At 62.4% G+C, this 19,185-nt stretch carries 12 protein-coding genes and 1 pseudogene; 3 read left to right on the plus strand and 10 right to left on the minus strand.

What is annotated here, in order from left to right:
- Nucleotides 1–195 precede the first annotated feature (195 nt).
- The gene (locus tag FHR56_RS17770) at nucleotides 196–690 is read left to right on the plus strand and encodes a gluconokinase (protein ID WP_160947007.1); all 495 of its coding nucleotides are present in this window, start codon (nucleotides 196–198) and stop codon (nucleotides 688–690) included.
- Nucleotides 691–845: 155 nt separating this feature from the next.
- Here FHR56_RS17770 and FHR56_RS17775 read toward each other — a convergent pair whose 3' ends face one another.
- The 3 genes from FHR56_RS17775 to FHR56_RS17785 form a co-directional block, all read right to left on the minus strand.
- Nucleotides 846–1,079, minus strand: coding sequence for a DUF378 domain-containing protein (locus FHR56_RS17775; RefSeq protein ID WP_048492074.1), 234 nt, complete (start codon nucleotides 1,077–1,079; stop codon nucleotides 846–848).
- A gap of 641 nt (nucleotides 1,080–1,720) precedes the next feature.
- Nucleotides 1,721–2,332 carry a DNA-3-methyladenine glycosylase gene (locus FHR56_RS17780; protein WP_160946905.1) on the minus strand — a complete coding sequence of 204 codons (612 nt, stop codon included), beginning with the start codon at nucleotides 2,330–2,332 and terminating at the stop codon, nucleotides 1,721–1,723.
- 316 nt (nucleotides 2,333–2,648) lie between these two features.
- A complete protein-coding gene (locus FHR56_RS17785) occupies nucleotides 2,649–4,796 on the minus strand; it encodes a S46 family peptidase (protein ID WP_160946904.1) in 2,148 nt (715 codons plus the stop codon).
- Between the two features lie 244 nt (nucleotides 4,797–5,040).
- Between FHR56_RS17785 and FHR56_RS17790 the strand changes: the two are divergent.
- Nucleotides 5,041–5,442: pseudogene (locus tag FHR56_RS17790) on the plus strand (molecular chaperone HtpG); the annotation flags it as partial.
- Nucleotides 5,443–5,997: 555 nt separating this feature from the next.
- Here FHR56_RS17790 and FHR56_RS17795 read toward each other — a convergent pair.
- The 7 genes from FHR56_RS17795 to FHR56_RS17825 all read right to left on the minus strand — a co-directional run bounded on the left by FHR56_RS17795 (nucleotide 5,998) and on the right by FHR56_RS17825 (nucleotide 18,437).
- On the minus strand, nucleotides 5,998–6,252 hold the full coding sequence (locus tag FHR56_RS17795; RefSeq protein WP_160946903.1) for a hypothetical protein: 255 nt from the start codon (nucleotides 6,250–6,252) through the stop codon (nucleotides 5,998–6,000).
- A gap of 3 nt (nucleotides 6,253–6,255) precedes the next feature.
- On the minus strand, nucleotides 6,256–7,254 hold the full coding sequence (locus tag FHR56_RS20520; RefSeq protein WP_202406949.1) for an RHS repeat-associated core domain-containing protein: 999 nt from the start codon (nucleotides 7,252–7,254) through the stop codon (nucleotides 6,256–6,258).
- Nucleotides 7,255–7,399: 145 nt separating this feature from the next.
- On the minus strand, nucleotides 7,400–7,747 hold the full coding sequence (locus FHR56_RS17805) for a hypothetical protein (protein WP_160946902.1): 348 nt from the start codon (nucleotides 7,745–7,747) through the stop codon (nucleotides 7,400–7,402).
- Between the two features lie 30 nt (nucleotides 7,748–7,777).
- The gene (locus FHR56_RS17810; RefSeq protein WP_160946901.1) at nucleotides 7,778–8,203 is read right to left on the minus strand and encodes a hypothetical protein; all 426 of its coding nucleotides are present in this window, start codon (nucleotides 8,201–8,203) and stop codon (nucleotides 7,778–7,780) included.
- 10 nt (nucleotides 8,204–8,213) lie between these two features.
- A complete protein-coding gene (locus FHR56_RS20770; protein ID WP_343160753.1) occupies nucleotides 8,214–12,374 on the minus strand; it encodes an RHS repeat protein in 4,161 nt (1,386 codons plus the stop codon).
- Nucleotides 12,375–12,819: 445 nt separating this feature from the next.
- The gene (locus FHR56_RS17820) at nucleotides 12,820–16,659 is read right to left on the minus strand and encodes a translocation/assembly module TamB domain-containing protein (protein WP_160946900.1); all 3,840 of its coding nucleotides are present in this window, start codon (nucleotides 16,657–16,659) and stop codon (nucleotides 12,820–12,822) included.
- Nucleotides 16,656–18,437: an autotransporter assembly complex family protein gene (locus FHR56_RS17825; protein WP_160946899.1), complete on the minus strand. Its 1,782-nt coding sequence runs from the start codon at nucleotides 18,435–18,437 to the stop codon at nucleotides 16,656–16,658. The genes FHR56_RS17820 and FHR56_RS17825 overlap by 4 nt, the downstream gene beginning before the upstream one ends.
- Nucleotides 18,438–18,648: 211 nt before the next feature.
- Between FHR56_RS17825 and FHR56_RS17830 the strand changes: the two genes are divergently transcribed.
- Nucleotides 18,649–19,185 carry a GNAT family N-acetyltransferase gene (locus FHR56_RS17830; protein ID WP_160946898.1) on the plus strand — a complete coding sequence of 179 codons (537 nt, stop codon included), beginning with the start codon at nucleotides 18,649–18,651 and terminating at the stop codon, nucleotides 19,183–19,185.

Here is a 19,185-nt window from a genome sequence, read left to right on the forward strand (position 1 = left end):
TCCAGGCAGAACCCGGTTCCCCCGGCGCGCCCACCAACCGCAAGATGCCAGGACTGGTGCACGACCCGGTTACAGCTGCACTGCACGTCCACACAACGCCCACGCTGGCATCATGTGCGGGCCCCCCGAGGACCGCCGCATCACGTGACCGAACCCGCCCCGTCCCTGCCGCCGCGCGCCGAAGCCATCGTCGTGATGGGCGTCTCCGGCAGCGGCAAGACCAGTGTCGCCCAGGCGCTGGCAGCGCACTACCGGCTGACCTTCCTGGATGCGGACGATTTCCACAGCACCGCCGCCAAGGCGCAGATGGCGCATGGCATCCCGCTCAGCGATGCACAGCGCGCACCTTGGGTCGCCGCCCTGGCGCAGCGCCTGCGCGCATCGGTCGATGCCGGGCAGAGCGTCGTGCTGGCCTTCTCGGGGCTGCGCAAGGCGCACCGGCAGCAGTTACGGGACACTGGAGTGCCGATGCGTTTCGTGTTCCTGCATGCGGCGGCGCATGTGATCGCCGAACGCCTGACTGCGCGGCATGGTCACTTCATGCCGCCGACGCTGCTGCAAAGCCAACTCGACACGCTGGAACTGCCACTGGACGAGACCGACGTGATCTCGGTGGACGTGGACGCACCGTTCGACGAGGTCGTGGTCGATGCCATCGCGCAGTTGGATGCCACCGTGACGATCGCCTAGGCGGCGTGCCGGCACCGTCTCAGCAGAATAGGCGGTGCCTGGCGCGGTGATGCCGCAGCATCGGGCGCACCAGACAACGCCACCACGCGACTACGCCCAGCGATGGCGATCCCGACACCGCGGCATCGGGATCGCGCGCACCGGCCGCTCGCAACTCAGCGATGCGGCGCATGCTCGGCATGCCGCACCGGCTCATGGCGATTGGTGAACAACGGCACCAGTTGCCACAGCGCCGACAGCCCGACCAGCGCATAGACCACGCGCGACAGCGGCGCGTCCTGGCCGCCGAACAGCGCCGCGACCAGGTCGAACTGGAACAGGCCGACCAACCCCCAGTTGAGCCCGCCAACAATCAACAGAACCAGGGTGACGATATTGAGCACTTTCATGGCGGCATCTCGACGTGGGGGAGAAATTGCAGCCTGGGTCACGCTGCATTCCCGTGATGCGAGTGCGGTGTGTGTGCGGCATGAATGCATGCAATGCGCTGCTTATGCGTGGTCGGCGAATGCTGCATGCACTGTGCTGTGGCGGTGACCGCGTGGACTCTTTCCAATTTGAGTGAATAGGGAACATGCGTGCTGCTGTAGGCACTGCTCTTCCCCAATCCGGGGATAGTCCTGGCTGGAGCGTAATCGTCTTCGCACCAATGAGACCGCGCGTCGGGACTGAAGCCCCTCCCACAATGGCATGCCAGCTGTCCATGACGCTGTGCTTCGGAAGCCACTTCGCGATGTCCACCGCCTACTGAGAGGGTGCGTCTTGCGACGATTTTCGGCACAGCGGCGCGGCGCGGAACCTAGCTCGTTTTTTTGAGTGTTGCGGGTAGCACCACACGAGCATCAACCGCTTTTCGTAGGAGCGGCTTCAGCCGCGACGAACGAGAAGAAGAAGATGCCTCAGCCACTCCCGCATTCGAGCCGAAGCGTCTTCCATCACGAGGGCACGCAATGCGATCAGCTTACGGCGACCGGCAAGGCGCTGATTTCGTGCAACTTGCAGAGCGACGATGCCCACACGCGCCGCACTACTAGCGCTGCCTCACCCGCCCCGCCAGGAAGCGCGACACGTTCGGCTCGTCGGGCACATGCCAGCGCCACGGTGCGTCCATCGCCTTGCTGATGCCGATCCGCGTGGTGACGACCGGCGCGGCAGGCGGCGGCGTCCCGTCCTGCCCCAGCCACAGGCGCGACTGCCGCGTGGTCAGGTCCAGCCCGTTGTCCGCGCCCGACACGCCCAGCGCCTTGGCCAGCCGCCCCGGCCCACGCGTAAGATCGGCCACGCGCGCCGCACCGCGGGCCAACTGCATCGCCTCGACACCGGCCACCGGTGCCAGGGCGCGGATCAGCACCGCATGCCCCGGCGCACCGCCGCACACCGCATTGAGCGCCCAATGCATGCCGTAGATGAAGTACACATACAGATGCCCGGGCGGGCCGAACATCACCCGCGTGCGCGGGGTCATGCCGCGGAACGAATGCGCCGCCGGATCCTCCGCACCGCAGTAGGCCTCCACCTCGACGATGCGCCCGCAGCGTCCATCGGCGGTGACGAGCAAGTTGTTCAACAACTCAGGCGCGACCTCGCGCGCATCGCGGGCGTAGAACCCACGCGGCAGTGGCGTGGCGACAAGAGATTTCATCGGGTCAGTCTAAGCCTTGCATCGCCGTGGCGGAGTGAGCCGCGGCCGGCGCAGCCCACACCCATTACGCCGGTCTCCTGACCGCAGCGCATGATGCTCATTGTGGGAGGGACTTCAGTCCCGACGCATGACGGTGTCCGGTATCGGGATCATCTTTCTGATCTCCGACGGCACAATGCATCGAGGTGAGCGCTGAGGGCTCACGCTTCCGAAGCAGCGGCGGACGATGCCGCCGCCACACGAGCGCACAGGGCACAGTGCATGCCCATTTCGCTAGAGGCAACGCCAAGCGACATAGGCATCCCAACCCGGCCAATCACTCCTTCGGAACGTTCAACTCCTTCAGCAGTTGCGGCGCCGGATACACCTTGGCCATCAGCCAGCGCAGGTAGCGCATGTCCACATGGATCGCGCGCTTGTAGCGCGGGTCGTACCACCAGCTGGCACTGACCGCCTCCCAGTTGCTGTCGAAGTTCAGCCCGATCAACTCGCCGCGTGCATTGAGCACAGGCGAGCCGGAGTTGCCGCCGGTGGTGTCCAGGTTGGTCAGGAAGTTCACCGGCTGCGTCTTCGACTGCGGATCGACCGTGCTGCCGAAATCGCCCTTGGCGATCGCCGCCAGCAACGGCTTGGGCGCATCGAACGGTTCCTTGCCGGTGTTCTTCTCGACGATGCCGGCCACCGTGGTCAGCGGCGCGAAGCTGACCGCATCGCGCGGCGCCAGCGGCTCCACACGGCCATAGCTGATCCGCAGCGTGCTGTTGGCATCCGGATACACCGCACGGCCCTGCTGCTTGCGCCAGGCGAACAGCGCACGCATGTAGGCCGGGCGCAGCCGCAACTGCTCGCCCTCGCGCGCCTTGCGCTCGTCGTCCAGCCGCTGCTGCGCCGGCACCAGCGTGGCGGCCAGCGTCAGCAACGGATCGGCCGCAGGCGCCTTGCCCTCGCGCGCGGTAGCGAAGCGCGACAGGCGCTCGGCCTCGGTGCCCAGCGCCGTGCCGGCATAGGCCTTGTCCAGCGCCGTCTGCAATTGCGCCGGGGTCCGCCCGAACGCCGCATCGAACTCCGGCACGCGTTGCGCATCCGGCAGTTGCTGGTAGCGGGTCAACAGCGTCGTCAGCAGCGCCTTCTCCACGGTCGGCGAGTAGCGCCGCTGCACCTGCTTGAGCATGCCCTCGATCAACGCCAGGTCGCGCTGCTGATAGCCGCTCTCGCGGCGATCGTCGGGCTTGCCGGCCTCCAGCCGCAGCCGCTCCAGGGTCAATGCGGAACGCAGCGCCTGGGTCTGCGTGGCGATCAAGCCCAATAGCAGATCGCGCTCGCGCAACGCCGACGCCTGGCCGAGCACCTTCTGCAACGCAGCGATATCGCGCGCATCGCTGCCGCGGGTGGCTGCGAGCATGCCGTGCTCGTCCTCTGCGCGCAGCCGCACCGCATCGCTGCGCTGCAAGCCTTCCAGTTCGCCAGCGGCCCGCTTGCGATTGTTTTTCAGCGACTGCAGCTGCGACGCATAGCGCGTGCGCGCCTCCGCATCGGCCTTGCCCGCCGCCTCGATCACCCCGATCAACTGGTCCAGCACCGCCACCCGCTGCGGCAGCGTCGCCTCCACCTGCTCGGCGAACTCGGCCGCCTTGCGATGACGGTAGGTGATGCCGGGATAGCCGGCCAGCATCGCGAAGTCGCCGGCCGTCGGCCCATCGGCGGCGATCTGCAGATGCGCCGGCGGCTGGTAGGGCACGTTGTCGGTGCTGTAGTCCGCCGGCTTGCCGTCCTTGCCCACGTACGCGCGCAGCAAGGTGAAATCGCCGCTGTGCCGCGGCCACATGAAGTTGTCGATCTCGTCGCCGTAGTTGCCGATCGCCCGCGGCGGCGCATACACCAGGCGCACGTCGCGTAACTCCAGCTGCCGGATCCGATAGAAGTCCGTGCCGTAATACATGTTGGCAACGCTGCAGCGCACCCCGGCCTCGCGCTCGCAATCGGCGACGATGCGCTTGCTCGCCGCATCCACCGCATCGTAGTAGGCCCGCCCGGTCTTGCCCTTGGCCGGCCCCAGCACCTGATCGGTGACCTTGTCGAAGCCCACCGTCACCAGCACCCGGAAATCCGGATTGGCCGCGCGCTCGTCTGCGCGATCCTTGGCGATGAAGCCCTGTTCGATCAGATTCTCCTTCGCCGAGGTGTTGTACTGAATCACCCCGTAGGCGACGTGGTGATTGGTCAACAACAACCCGTCCCCGGACACGAACGCCCCGGTCCCGCCCCCGACCTTCACCACCGCACTCAATGGCGGCTGCGTGACCTCGGCCAACGTCTGCGGATCGCCCTGAAAGCCAGCCTCGTGCAGCGGCTTGGCCAGCTCCGGCATCTGCGACGGCATCCACATGCCTTCGTCGGCGTGGGCAGTGGTCGTGAGAGCGAGGCCTAGGGTGAGAGAGGCGGCAAGGGAATTGGGCAGGGGCATGCGGAAGTCGAGGCAAAGAACGTAACCGGGACCTTAGCCGGCCAATGCGATCGCAGCAACCAACACGCCGATCCATTCATCGATGGATGTGATCTTTACGAAGAAAGATCCAGAATGCTCCCGACAAAAAAGCGCAGGGTCAACTTACTTCCTACGCCCCTGTACACAAATGCCTGCTATTGAATAGGTGAACCTGACGGCGTTACCCCGAAAGGAAAGTGCACTCTGACCCCTGTTCTGCCGCGAGGAAGAGAAGCAGGCCAAGGAAGAGGCGGCCAAGGCCAAGCAGGGCCTGGTCGAACGCATCCAGAACGTGCTCAAGGACGAGGTTTCCGAAGTACGCGTCTCGTACCGCCTGACCGACTCGCCCGCGATCCTGGCCATCGGCCAGAGCGACCTGGGCCTGCAGATGCGGCAGATCCTCGAAGCCAGCGGCCAGAAGCTGCCGGAGAGCAAGCCGGTGTTCGAGTTCAACCCCGCGCATCCGCCGATCGAGAAGCTGGACGCGGAAGCCGATGGCGAGCGCTTCGGCGATCTGGCGAAGGTGCTGTTCGATCAGGCTGCGCTGGCGGCTGGCGACAGCCTGAAGGATCCAGCGGGGTGTGTGCGGCGGCTCAACAAGTTGTTGTTGGAGTTGTCTGCATAAGCCTTTGCAGCCATATGTGTCGGGCAACGAAGCCGGCGTCCTGCCGGCTTCGTTGTTCCTTGGTCTAACAGAAGCGGGGTAAATGGATAGCGACTTTTAATTACCTGACCAAGTCACGTACGACGTGCGTGGATGGACCAGCCGCACCGAGGCTGGTCGGCTTGGCAGATCGACTCGACCACACGACCGCGACCCACGACACGACGCGAAGGAGGTTTTCATATGCGCTCAACAACCGCAGTCAATATTTACTACATCTAACTCAACAATTACCCCCACTGGATCACCAACACAGTAAAGACAGGATGTAATATTTCAAATACCTCATCGATATTCACACAAGAGGGCACCCACCTGAACATCAAAATTTTAATTGCCCAGACCCTAGCAAATGGATTTCAGTTCACACTTAATCAAGCAACCTCAACTAAGCATTCCGTCAATTTACCCTGAATCAACAAGTAAGTTTTAAAATAACAATGAACCTTAATGAATTAAACACAATCCCACCAATACCCCCCAGAATTAAAGAACCCCCTCCAAAAATTTATCAATTTATTCAAAATTCACCTTGTTAACCTCAATCAACTCGGCGCAAGCTTGCGCAAAAACATCCATAAATTGAGCAACAGAAAATTTTAGCGGCACACCCCCAGGAAGCAGTCGGGATTCATGAGCAAATTCAACTTCCAACTGATCAATTCCGTGCTCGGAATCTATCTGGCAAAGAATCTGACCACAATAAGAAATCTCAACAACCAAAAATCGGCAGTCATTTCTCGACACAAAATCAAATGTAAAATCACCCATAAACTATTTCCTTTTAGGATCAAGAAAACCAGAAAGAGATCCATCTTGATTAAAGCGAACACCCTGTCCAGTCGATGTCCGATACTCAAAGCCCCCACCTGAAAGCTCGGTCCTAGTTCCATTAAGCGCTGCGCGAATAAAGTTCTCCGCAGCTAGATTTTTCTGCTCAACCCCCCCCCTTAGCACTGGAAATGAACCTCCTGGTCTTCCCGCGTGCTTGTCCCAAGCGCGTGCAGCGGCTGACAAACCTGAAGGGTTGATCGGCTTGTTGCCAGCAGCCACTAAAGAATCAAAATCTGACACCTCAGTTTTTACGAAAAAAACTGAAGCCATAGCATTGAAATCAGAACTGCCGCCATCAGGAAACATTTCTGTAATTTCCATTGCAAGAGCAGCCAAGGCCGTTACCGTAACCTCACCCACCTGTTGCATTCTAGCTGCTTCTGCTTTTTTACTCTCTTGCGTGGACTGCGGTGCGCTTTTTGCGGGATTTTTATTTGTACTTGCATCGGCTTGCCCCCCTGCTGATGTAGCCATCATTGCATTAGCACTGCCGCCCCCACAAATATTTGAGCCAGTAACTTTTTCACACCGTCCATCTGGATCGGTAAAAAAATAAGGATTATTCGCAGCGTACTTGTAGCGATTGAAGTTTGCGCCAGCACTTGCATTAGTCGTTATAGGATCAACGCTGAGAAACCGTCCAATCACGGGATCATAGTACCGCTGCTGCATGTAAGTCAGCCCGGTCGCCGCATCCATGACGTGACCAGTGTAGCCAGGCCCATCCGTCACAGGCTGATTCACCGTACTCCCATAAGGTTCGTATTCCCTGCGCTCCAAGACGTTACGATCCTTGTCCGTCACCAGCACGACAGACCCCAGCCCATCCGTGTGGATGTAGCGGACCGTCTGCGCCGAAGCGCCGAAGGCAACGAACAATAAAAGAGCGGTTGCAGCCATCAGGCGCATCACCGCACAAATCCCCTGGAAATTTGACATCACTCGTCCTTGCGAGTTGGAACCATAGATACGCGATGTACAGTCGACTTTTCTGATGGAAGTCGGATCGACAACGCCTCCCCTAGCAACATCACGGTGCAACGTATCCAACGAAATCTAAGGTGCAGACTCCGCTACAGCAGGCTTACTTCAAGTAGACCTCGACGATATCGCAGCAATTTGTCTGCACATCGATCTTGCGCTTGTTTACCAATGCCGTCATTAACACTGCCAGCAGCGCCTTACCCCCGGGCTGGTCGTCTTGAAAATGCAGGACGTGGTTTCCGGATGTGGCCTTGCATTCCGCTGGCGTGTCCGACAGCCAGACAAAATGGTCAGCATGAGCCTGGTATGTGCCCAATTGCACGACGTCGAGGTTCTGCATCGATTCGTTTGCCGATGCTTGCCAACTCAGCAAAGCGAGCATCAACAGCAAGCCTCCTTCATATTTCATATTTCTTTTCTTCCCGAAATTGGAATCGATCTTTGCCATACAACCGAGGCTTGACACCCTCGCATCTCCTCACTTCTTCAGCCGTATGGAAATAACTTTAGTGCGATTACCGAAAAGGCAGACACCCGAGTCGACCAGGAGTTCGACGTCCGTATTGCTGGTGTAAGCAGCCAGCGCCAGCGCCGTCAGCTCTTTGTAGGCTAGATGATTCTTGTCAATCGCGAAGTCATTCAGGGGAGCCGAACATCCAGATGGGCCATCGATTGAGGTGTGGATCGCCATCCCTTCGCCATCCCAACCATTCTCGACATAAGTAATTTTCCCCGTCCAGACCACCTGCATGGCAGCGTGCGCCTCGTAAGAAAAACATGATGCTGCGATTGCCAACAGCAGCCCCATCATCTTCAAGCTCATTTCATCCCCTTTTTTCCGTTGTTCGTCGTATTTAATGCCTACAGCTTTTCTAGCCGCGACAGCAAAGAGCTCGACCGTCATCCGGCTGGGCTTAACCGTTCAACAGCAGCTGATACAGCAACGGCACGATATCCACCGCAGGCCGCTGGTCATGTGTCACGTTCGAAGCCGCGGTGCAGTTGCCGTCCGCCGTGCATGCAGTCACCCGGTACGAATAGGTCCCTGCCGGCCTGGCCAACGAGGTCCAGTTGCCCTGGCTGCCGTCGTACACAGAGGTCCAGGTGACGCCGTCCACGCTCTCTTCCACGACATAGCGGGTCGCGCCGGAGACCGGGTTCCAGTTCACGTAGTCTTTGACCGAAAGCGCCTGGCCCAAAGGCCAGTCGGCTTCGGCGACCAGGCTGCCGCCGAGCAGGATGTAGTCGGTAGACTTGGACTGGCGCTGGTTCTTCTGAAAGCGCAACGCACCTGGCTGATCGTAGAGCGAGCCGATGTTTCCCGCGCTCTGCAGCGACAGCGTACGACGGCCGTTGCCGTCGTAACGGTAGGTCTCCTTGCCGGTCGCCTGGCGCAGGCGGTTGCCGTAATCGAAGACGAAGGCCTGGCCGTTCTTGTTGCTGAGGTTGCCCTGTGGGTCGTAGCTCATGCCGATCACCGTGCTGCCGCCGCAACTGCCGGTCTTGACGTTGGTGAGCTGCCAGTTGGCGTCGTAGCAGTAATAGTGATCGCGGCCCGGCGCGACGACGTGGGTCAGGTTGTCGAGTACGTCGTAGCTGTAGGTGGCAGTGCCAAACATCGGCGACTCGGCCTTGGTCAGCCGGTCCATGCCGTCATAGGTCATGGTGCGGTTGCCGCGCTGGTTGCGGCCGGTGGCGCCGTCGCTGATACCTGCGACATTGCCATTGGCGTCGTAGTCGTAGCCATCGCTGAGGAACGCCGTGCCGCCGTAGGCATCCTGGCTGGTATCCGGCAACTGGCGCGCATTTTGCGTCATGGTGTGGACGATGCCGTTGCCGTAGGTGAACTGCTTGATCGCACCATTCGGGTAGTAGCTCACGCCGGTGGCATAGCTGCCGGCCTGGGTCGGTTGGCCCAGTGCATTGGGCGCGTAGTCCACCGTCTGCCCCGACGGATAGCGATGCGCGGCGAGGTGGCCATTGGCATCGTAGGCGTAGCCCAGCGCCCAGGTCTCGCCATCGGCCTGGCCCTGGCTCTCGGCGATCAGCAGGCGACGCTTGTTATAGGCGTAGCTGTTGTAGGTGGCGACGCCGTTGTTGGTGGTGGTGATCTGCTTGACCGCCCCATCCGGCCAGTAACTCCACGCCTGGTTGCCGTTGCCGTCCGGGAAGCTCAGCGCCTTGATGCGGTTACGCACGTCGTAGCTGCGGTCGACTCGGCGACCGGAGGCGAAGGCGGAATCCGCATCGCACGATGTAGTGCTGGGCAGCGACAGGCCTGCCGCACTCCACACCAGATTGCCGGCAGCGTCGTAGCCGTTGGCGGTGGCGCCGGTTTCCGGCTCCACCGTCTTGCAGAGCTGCTGATAGCCATCGTAGACGTAGCTGCGGGTCACGGACACGGTGCTGTTGGCGTCGTGGCGGCGGATGGACAGCGGCTTGCCAAAGATGTCGCGGTTGATGTCGGTGTAGACACCTTCCGGATGCTGGATCCAAACCGGCGTCGTGTAATCCGGCTGATCAAAGACTTGGTAGCCGGTCAGGGTCTTGTTGCCGCGTGGATCGGTCACGCGGGTTTGATTGCCTGGCAAGTACTCCGTCAACGTGGTCAGTGCCCCACCCAGTTCGCTGTCCTGAGAAACGGATGTCTTCCGCCCCAAGGCGTCGTACGTGTTCCAAGTGCCCTTGCTGAGCGCGTCGCTGCTGCCCGGATAAGAGGCAAAGGTTGTACGGCCTTCGTAGTCATAAGCGAAGCGCTGAAAACGCTGTGTCGATGCGGTGGAAGCGGCGTCATACTCACGGGTGACGATCGGCTGCCAGAACGCGTCAAAGTATGTGATCTTGCTAGCGTTGCCGGTGGAAATCGTCTGACGCCAGTGGCCTGCGCCCAGCCCGTATTCGTCGCTCTGAACCTGCTGAAACGTCTGCGTCATCGCATTCCATGGAACGCTGTCGCCGCTCGGATAGTTAATACTTGCAACGCGGCCCATCGCATCATAGCCATAGGACGTGACATAACCGTTCTGATCAGTAACCGAGCTAATCCAGCCGTTATCGTCGACATTCGCAGACATATGGCTGCCGTCAGCATAGACGATCGATTGCGGCACTCCACGCTTCCATGACGAAAGTGCCGTCATTTGATTATTGCCATCCTTAACGGACGCCAGAGTGCCATCAGCATTATACGAAAGCGTCTGCTGCAGCTTTCCAAATGCCCATGCCTGGTAAGGCATGGCATTGCCATCATAGCTGGTCTGCGACACGACCAAGCCACTATTGTCGTTGCTCAGCTTCGCTACTTGTCCAAGAATCCAGCGACCTGTGTCGTCGTAGTATTCAGTGGTATTGGTCCGGCTGTGCCACGGGCTTGAAAGGGTCACGTTACGCACCCGAGCCATTGCATCGAAGCTATTATTGACCGATGTATAGGTGTCGCCCGCCTGCTGCTTACTGCTGCTGATGACAGGCCGCACCTGGGCTGTGCTGGGGTCGTCGCCGTTGTAAATAATACCGTAGCGCGGAGCGAAAGGCTGGTTGGCAACTTGGTCGGTCGTCATATAATCGGTTCTGCTGACGCTGACGACATTTCCTGAGGCATCGAGCACAGTGCTACCAAGTAGCCTTCCTTCATTTAGCGCGTAAAGGAAGCCATAGCGATATTTGATTTGTGTCTGGTCAGGATTGGTCAGCACCACTTCCTTTTCAGTTGGACACGTCGTACAGGGATATGCCGCTGCCGATCCACTCGTACCCCAAAGCGATTGACGACCGCCACCATAACTGTACGTCCATTTCAATGGCGCAGACAGACCAGGCCCGGTGATCGTTTTACTATAAAGCGACACAACGTCAAAAAAATTCGGCGTTGCCAACTCATAGTAGTATTGCTGATTGTTATTATTAATTCTTTTTATACAGGCACTCATATGTACGCCACTGCGAAAGCGGCGTGCATTGGCAAATTGGAAAGTACCTACAGCTCCACTCGGGTGCGTGACCGAAAACGAAAATTCCGCTGGCACTTCTGGTGGCTGTTCGCTGCATGTCGAATTTGAGTTTCCATCCCACGCTACGTACTCGGGGCTGAGCGCATTCGAGTATGCATAACCCCAGCTGCTGCCATCCGGCCTCGTGACAGAGGTAAGACGCACCTGTCCTTCAACAGTACCATAACCATAAACCCAGCTTCGCCCTGCAGATGTCGCAGTGCTGAGTTGCGCACCATTATAGGATAGTGAAATCTCTCGACCATCACTCGACCAAATCCGCGTTGGATGACCATCTGCGTTGTACTGATATTGCACTGTATTGCCGAAGCGATCCTCGACCTTGCTTGCGAGAAGATAGATTTTTGTTCGACTCACCTGTGCAGTGCTGGCAGGGCCCAATGTTTTTCGCATTAAACCAGCCAGGCGACTGGTTGCGATATCGAAGTAATAACGGATGCCGGACGTTGTGGTGATCCGATATCCTTCTCCAGTAAGGCCACTCTGCATCGGGATGCAGTCAATCGCATCTCTCTGACTTGTGGTCCATTTCCTCCCGACGCCGTCGGATGGCTTCGGCGTTTGGGATTCCAGCCCCAACATGGTGCGATCGCCGTCGCCTGGTATATGGACCGTATTTCCCTGCCAAACATCAGTCAGCATAAAAGCGGCTGGAACACTCGGGACCATCGATCCACTGCAGCGTTGATCCGACCAACCAGAACCAGGAAACGTTCCGGAGATGTATGGAACGTCAATGTCCCAGGCTCCGGCGCCTTCAATGTTGGAGTTGAAGTTAGTCGAAGTTCCAGTCAAATGAATTTCAACATTGAAACGACGTTGCAAACGAACAGGGAGCGCACTGTTACCAGGCACATCGATGTCGGTCGCGGAAAATTCTGTCTTGCCGTTGTATAAACTCACACTCTCACCAAAGAGATCACTCTTTAGTGCAGTGAGATTCTGGGAAGACTCAATGCGCTTACGGTATTCTTGATATGGCTCTGTTGCCTGGGCGCCAAAAATAGAAAGGCATACAACCGCCACAGCGCTGACGCTGCAGACATGACCGATCTTGAAGCTCACTTTATCCCCCTGGTGCTTCGCTGCAACTAACTTTCTTCCGTGGCTCTATGTGTAACAAACACCCGCCCACACATCGAGCACCCCTGTACTTCTACGATTTTCTTCACATCCATTGAATTTGTCAACAATTTGCGCCACTGCAACATAGAAACTACTTGTTGCATTAGGTGGCTGCAATTGGACCGAAGTCACATCTCGGCTCTGCGCCCTTTAGCTGCTCAAACCGGCAGCAATGGATGTTGCAAGTAAGTGCGGCCTAAAAGGCATTTGTTGCAGGCTTAAGGCCACGCTGTGACTAAGAGCGTGAGCTTCTTAGACAACTCGTGCGCTAACACCAGACGTGCATCTTGGGCCACATGCATCTCAAGAGCTGCGACTTCGCTCAAATTACTTTAGAGATCATTCGATCGCGTCAGTTTCAGCACCCCCTAGGGAGAGGCGCTTTTTACTTCTCCTTCCGCCAATTCACCGACCCACGGTTCTCCACCGTGCTCGATTCCACTTCGGCGTCGAAGCCGCGGCCGAGCAGGTATTTCAGCGTCAGCACCGAGCCGCTGCCGATCAGCGACACGCCGTAGCTGACGTAGAGTTTCGGCGAGAGGTATTTGCCGAAGCCCACCACCGAGCCGCCGAGGGTGCGCGACTGGCTGACGCCGGCGTCGTCGAAGCCGAGCTTGGCGCCGAGCTGCGAGGCGAGCAGGCCGCTGCCGGCCGACAGGGCGCTGGCTGCGGCGGTAACCTGGTCGGCTTCGGCGCTGCTGGTGTTGCTGAGGCTGCGGCCCAGTACCAGGTAGGACATCGCTTCGGATTGCGACATCGACGGGTCCGACCACACATCCGCATGCGGGGCGGTGGCGCGGCCGGTGACGTCAATGCCGGCGGTGACGTCGGCGACCTGGCGCTGGGCGCGGATGTTGATGCGCGGGTCGGAGACGATGTTGTTGCTCCAGGTGAGCTGGCCGCGGGTGATGGTCAGGTCCTGCCCGTACGCCTTGTACTTGCCGCTGACGTCCAGCCCGCCGGTGGCGGTCATTTCGCGGCCCGGCCGCGAGCGCACCTGCATGGCGCCGGTCAGTGCACCCTTGAGGCCAAAGCCGGCCATCTTGACCTGGTCGCCCAGGGTCACGCGCAGATCCATTTCCAGCGGCGAGCTCGGCGCGGCCTCGGGGTCGGCCGGATCCAGCACCACCACATCCTCGGACAGCGAGGTGCCGCGGTCCAAGCGCTCCAGATCGATATCGGCCGAGGGCACGGTGACCTGCCCGCTCAGCATCATGGTGTTGTTGGCGATGCCGAACTGCAGGTCGGGGTTGGCCACCGCGCGCAGTTCGGCCGTGTTGGACACCAGCACGTTGGTGCCGCGGATATTCAACTGCAGCGGCGTGCGGTCGCCGTACCAGGACAGGCCGCCATCGACATTGAGCGTGCCTTCGCCGGACTTGACCGAGGCGACGATGCGCGCCGAGCCATCCGGCTGCGCGTCGAAGCGGCCCTTGCCTTCGCTCAGGGTCAGGCCCAGCGCCGGCAGTTCGCCGGTGAAGTTGCTCAGCGTGGCGTCGCCGCCCATCGCCGGCTGCGAGCGGGTGCCGCGCAGGCTGACGTGGCCCTCGACCAAGCCCTTGGGCCGGACCAGGTCGGGCGAGAACAGCTCCAGCCAGTACAGCCGCGCCATGTTCATGTAGATCTCGCCGGTCAGCGGCGCGTACGCGTCCCAGCCGGTGTCGACGGTGGCATCGACGAAGCCGTCGCCCTGGAAGCCGATGCCGAGCTTGGAATGAATGTGCTGCGCGCTGAAATCGGTGACGAAACTGAACTGGTCGTAGCGCAGCAGTTCGCCACGCGCGTTGTCGCCCAGGCGCAGGCCGCCTTCGCGCGAGGCCAGGCGCAGCGAGCCCTGCCAGGCATTGCCGGCCGGCTTGAAGCTGCCGTCGATGGACAGGTCGCCGCGCAGGTACATCTTGCGGCCGCTGTTGGGCGGCAGCCATGGCTGCACCAGGGCCAGCGGCAGGGCGTCGCCGCGCAGGGTCAGGCCCTGCTTCGGCCAGTCGGCGGACACGCACAACGCGCCGCCGCTGCCCGGCGCCAGGCAGCTCTCGGACAGGCTGAAGGCGCTGCCGGCCACGCTGAAATTGGCTGCCTGCCGCAGTTGCCACGGCTCGCCCTTGGCCGGGGCGATGCGCAGCGTGTTCAAGGCGCCCTGCCAACGCGCGCCGTCGCGGCGCACTTGCCCGGCCAGGGCCAATGCGCCCATATCGTTCTGGGTCTTGGCATCGAGCTGCAGGTTTTCGACCGCGCCGCGCGCATCCACGCTCAGCGTCTGCAGCAGCACGCCGGCATTGAGTGCGCTGCCACGCAGCGCCAGTTCACCGCCGTTGCCGCGCCAGGGCAGGCGCCCGCGCAGGCTGAGGCTGTCGGCGCCGTAGCTGTCCCACTTCAGTCCATTGCCGGTGAGGTCGGCGGTGAGGTCCGGCGCATCGCGGCGGCCCTTGATCTGCACGCTGCCGCGCAAGCTGCCGGCGCCGCCGGGCAGCAGGTCGGCCAGTTGCAGCGGCTGCAGTTGCGCATCGATGTCGAGCTGGTCGCCGACCTTGCCCTGCATCTGCAGGCGGCTGTCGCCCAGGCTCAGCTGCAGCTTGCCCTCGCCCTGGCTGCCCTGCAGCGCGAGCTTGGCGTTGGCATCGAGGGCGCGGCTGCGCAGGCGCCCGTTCAAGCGCGGGATGTCGAGCGTGGCCTGGTAGCCGGCGGCGCTGCCGTCCGGCCGCGCCGGCAACTGCTTGCCCTGCGAGGCGAAGGTGCCGGACAGCTTGCCGTCCCAGCCCGGTGCGAAGTAGCCCGGGTCGAACCCAGCCAGCGTGCCTTGCACGTCCCAGTTCAACTCCGGCACCCAGGCCACGGTGCCGCCGAGGTCGAGCGTGCCGCTGGGCATGGTCGCGCGCACCTGCTTCAACTGCGCCTGGCGATCGTCGCCGCGCACGTCCAGCAGCAGGTTGGCGCTGTCCTTGCCGCGGGCGACGGTGGCTTCGCCGTAGGTGGCCCACTGTTTCATCGTGCCGGCCACACCCAGGTTGGCCTCGACCAGCTTGATCGGCACCGCTGGCGCGTCCGGGGTGGACGGATCCGGCGCAGTGGTGAAGGTCATGCCGCTGGCGTTGACCGCGAAGCGCAACTGCGCATTGTCCGGGTCGCGCAGATCGGCGGTGCCGCGCAAACGCAATTGCCCGTCGAACGCGCGCAGCTGCAGCGGCGCCACGGTGAGCACCTGGTTGTCCAGGCTCAGGTGCGAGGGATCGAGCACGAGCTTCTGCCCGTCGCGCGACAGTTCGCCCTGCAGGTCGGCGTTGCCGCCCTTGCCTTTGGCACGCAGGTCGAAGGCCAACGGCACCGCCGCCGGCGCGTCGTCGGCCGGCGGTACCAGCAGCGACGGATCCAGCGCCTTGCTGCTGGCGGCGAACTCCCACACCGGATCGGTGCGGCCGGTGAACACCAGGGTGGCGCGCAGCGGCGCCGGCGCGTTGCCGGCGATGGCCACTTCCATCTTGTCCAGGTCGCCGCGCGCGACCAGGCCCAGGCGCGCCGGGGTACGCCCGCGCGCGGCCGGCAGCACGGCACTGGCGGTGAGGTCGGCCTTGTAGTCCTGGCCCGGCAGGTAGTCGCCATTGACGCCGAAATCGCCGCGGTCGCTGTTCACCACCACCTGGGTGGCGCGGAACTCGCCGTTGGCCACTTCCACGCCGCCGCGCAGGGTGCGGATGTCGATCATCGGCTGCTGCGCCTGGGTGATACGCAGGCCATCGATGGCGATGCGGTCGGCCTGCAGGGCCAGCGGCACTTCGATCTGCGGCAACGACTGCGGCCAGCGCGGCAGTTCGAACGGTTCGTCGCTTTTGGCCAGGTTGAGCGTGGCGTTGGTCAGCTCCAGCGCGTCCAGTTGCAGCTTGCGCCCGAGCAGCGGGCGGATGTCCGGATCGAGGTAGGCGCGCTCGGCGGTGAAGTGGATCTCGTTGTAGCGGAAATCCAGGTTGTGCAGGGTCAGCGGGCCGGCCAGCGGCCCTTCGGCGCGCTCCCAGGTGAGTGTGGAGCCGGCCGGCAGCCGCGCCACCACCTGCGCCAGCAATACGTCGCGCCCGGCCACGGTCTGCAGCAGCCAGTACAGCGCGATCGCGGCCAGCAGCACCAGGCCGGCAATGGTCAGCGCCGAACCCCACCAGAAGCGCTTGCGCCGATAGAAACGCGGGCGCCGCGGCGGCGGCGAGGCGGGCGACGTCGGCTCGATCGGCGCGCTCACAGGTTGGCTCCGATGTTGAGGTAGAGCTGGAACTGCGAGTCGGGATCGTTCAAGCCATGGGCGACGTCCACCCGCACCGGGCCGACCGGCGAGCGCCAGCGCAGGCCGAAGCCGACGCCGGTGTGCCAATCCGGCGTGTCGTCGAAGGCGCTGCCGCTGTCGACGAACACCGCGCCGCCCCACGGGCCGCCCTTGAAGTAGTGCTCGTACTCGGCGCTGCCGGTGAGCACGTGCTTGGCGCCGAGCGCGAAGCGATCCGGCCGCGGCGTGCGCGGGCCGACCTCGCGGAACGCGTAGCCGCGGATGCTGTTGTCACCGCCGGCGAAGAAACGCAGGCTCGGCGGCATCGCCACCAGCGCGTCGGTCCAGGTGCTGCCGGCTTCGCCGCGCAGGATCAGGCGGTCGTTGTCGCCCAGGCCGTGGAACCAGTTCACCCGCATGTGCGCCTGCACGAAGCTGGCATCCGAACCCGCGCCCTCGGCGCCGCCGCGCAGGCTGATGTTGCCGCTGAAACCCTTGCGCGGGAACACCTTGTCGTCCACGCCGACGTAGTCGGCCTCGATCTGCGGATAGAACAGCGTGGAGGTCTGGTACAGCGCGCCGTCGAACACCTCGTCGGTGGCGTAGCGCCAGCGCTCGCGCAACGCGTTGATCGAGGCGATGGCGGTCCAGTGCTCGTTGATCTGGCCGCTGCGGCTGCCGGTGAGCTTGACGTTGCGCAGGTCGATGTAGTCGGTCTGCTCGTCGTAGACGCGCAGCGAGGTGGTGTACCAGCCATCGAGCCAGCGGAACGCCGGGATCCGGTAGCTGGTGATGAAGCTCTTGCGCTTCTGCGCGTAATCCAGCTGCGTGCTGAGCTTGTGCCCGCGCGCATTGACGTAGCGGCGGTCCACGCCCAGGCGCACACCGGCGCCGCTCTCGCTGCCGTAGCTGAGGCCGGCGGTGTAGATGCTGCGCTTGGCGCGGGTGAGGTTGACGTCCACCGGCACCTCGCCGTTGGCGTCGGCCTCTTCCGGTTTGGGCTGTATGTCGATCACGCTGAAGTAGTCGAGCTTGACCAGCGACTCGCGCAAGCGGTCGAGTTTTCCTTCGTGGTAGTAGCTGCCTTCCTTCCAGTACACCAGCGGATCGAACAGCTTCTGGTTGAAGTAGTCCTGGTGGAAGCGGATCGGGCCCATGTTGTAGCGGCGGCCGCTGTCCCAGCTCAGGTCGATGTCGGCGGCGTGGTCGGCGCGGGTCACCTCGACCTTGCGCTGGGTGAAGTCGGCATCGAAGTAGCCGCGCTCGGCCAGCCGCCGGGTGATGGTGACCTTGCTGGTCTCGTAGACGCTGCTGACGAAGATGTCGCCCTGGCGCGGGCGGAAGTTCTTCAGGTCCTCGCCCAGGTAGCGGTCGTCCTCGGCCGGGCCCGTGATGCCCACATGGAAATTGCGCACCCGGATCGGCTCGCCCTTGTCCACGTGCACCACCACGGTCAGCTTGTCGTCCTGGCGCGGCGCGTCGACGGTGATGGTGGGAGTGAAATAGCCGAACGGCTCCAGCGCCTGCCGGGTCTGCCGCTCGGCCTGGCTCAGCAGATACTCCAGGCGCGACTCGCCCTGGTCCTTGCCGATGGCGTCGTACAGGGACAGCGAGACCTGGATGTTCTCGATCATCGCCTCGTCTTCGTCCTTGTTCAGCCCCTCGATTTGCACTTTCTCGATGACGCCGCGGGCCTCGGCGAGGCCGGCCAGGGAGAGCAGGGACAGGAAGGTGGCGAGACGGGGGATGGGTCGCATGGGCGTCAGAATACCGGCACCCCATGTGAAGCTGTTAACTAGACGTTTGTTATGTGTGACCGGGATGTCGGACGCGGTGGCCTCTGCGCAGGGGATTTCGCGCTTCCCGAACCTGCTGCATCGAGGCGTCTACCCCACGAAACGCGGGTGCGTCGCTTGCCAAGCCGTAACGGCGGCGGCACGCTGACGCCCCGACCCGCAGGAGCGCCGCATGTCCACCGTGATCGAGACCGCGCGCCTGCTGCTGCGTCGGCTGGACCCCGAGCGCGACGCGGCGGCGATGCTGGCCCTGCTCAACGACCCCGGCTTCCTGGCGCACATCGGCGACCGCGGCGTGCGCGACGAAGCCCAGGCCAGCCGCTATCTCGCCGACGGCTCGGCGCGCAGCTACGCCGAGCACGGCTTCGGCCTGTATGCGGTGGAACGCCGCGACGACGGCGCCTGGCTTGGCGTGGCCGGGCTGGTGCTGCGGCCAACCCTGCCCGCGCCCGATTTGGGCTACGCCCTGCTGCAGCCCTACGCGGGCCAGGGCTATGCCAGCGAGGCGGCGCGCGCCGTGCTGGAGTACGCGCGCAGCGTGCTGGCGCTGCCGCGGGTCTACGCGATCGTGGCCCCAGGCAATGCGCGCTCGCTGCGGCTGCTCGCCGCGCTGGGCTTCGTCGCGCAGGGGCAGGTGCGCCTGAGTCCGGAGGCGGCCGAGGTCGAACTCCATCTGTGCGAACTGCACGCGCCCCAGGACCGCGCCTGA

The sequence above is a fragment of the Xanthomonas sp. F10 genome (assembly GCF_014206815.1).
Taxonomy (GTDB): domain Bacteria; phylum Pseudomonadota; class Gammaproteobacteria; order Xanthomonadales; family Xanthomonadaceae; genus Xanthomonas_A; species Xanthomonas_A indica.

What these genes read in the sequence shown, in the direction of transcription:
- FHR56_RS17780 (WP_160946905.1), bottom strand. Translation starts at nt 2,332, where the DNA reads ATGAAATCTCTTGTCGCCACGCCACTGCCGCGTGGGTTCTACGCCCGC.
- FHR56_RS20520 (WP_202406949.1), bottom strand. Translation starts at nt 7,254, where the DNA reads ATGTCAAATTTCCAGGGGATTTGTGCGGTGATGCGCCTGATGGCTGCA.
- FHR56_RS17805 (WP_160946902.1), bottom strand. Translation starts at nt 7,747, where the DNA reads ATGGCAAAGATCGATTCCAATTTCGGGAAGAAAAGAAATATGAAATAT.
- FHR56_RS17830 (WP_160946898.1), top strand. Translation starts at nt 18,649, where the DNA reads ATGTCCACCGTGATCGAGACCGCGCGCCTGCTGCTGCGTCGGCTGGAC.
- FHR56_RS17795 (WP_160946903.1), bottom strand. Translation starts at nt 6,252, where the DNA reads ATGGGTGATTTTACATTTGATTTTGTGTCGAGAAATGACTGCCGATTT.
- FHR56_RS17810 (WP_160946901.1), bottom strand. Translation starts at nt 8,203, where the DNA reads ATGACGGTCGAGCTCTTTGCTGTCGCGGCTAGAAAAGCTGTAGGCATT.
- FHR56_RS17825 (WP_160946899.1), bottom strand. Translation starts at nt 18,437, where the DNA reads ATGCGACCCATCCCCCGTCTCGCCACCTTCCTGTCCCTGCTCTCCCTG.
- FHR56_RS17785 (WP_160946904.1), bottom strand. Translation starts at nt 4,796, where the DNA reads ATGCCCCTGCCCAATTCCCTTGCCGCCTCTCTCACCCTAGGCCTCGCT.
- FHR56_RS17770 (WP_160947007.1), top strand. Translation starts at nt 196, where the DNA reads ATGGGCGTCTCCGGCAGCGGCAAGACCAGTGTCGCCCAGGCGCTGGCA.
- FHR56_RS17775 (WP_048492074.1), bottom strand. Translation starts at nt 1,079, where the DNA reads ATGAAAGTGCTCAATATCGTCACCCTGGTTCTGTTGATTGTTGGCGGG.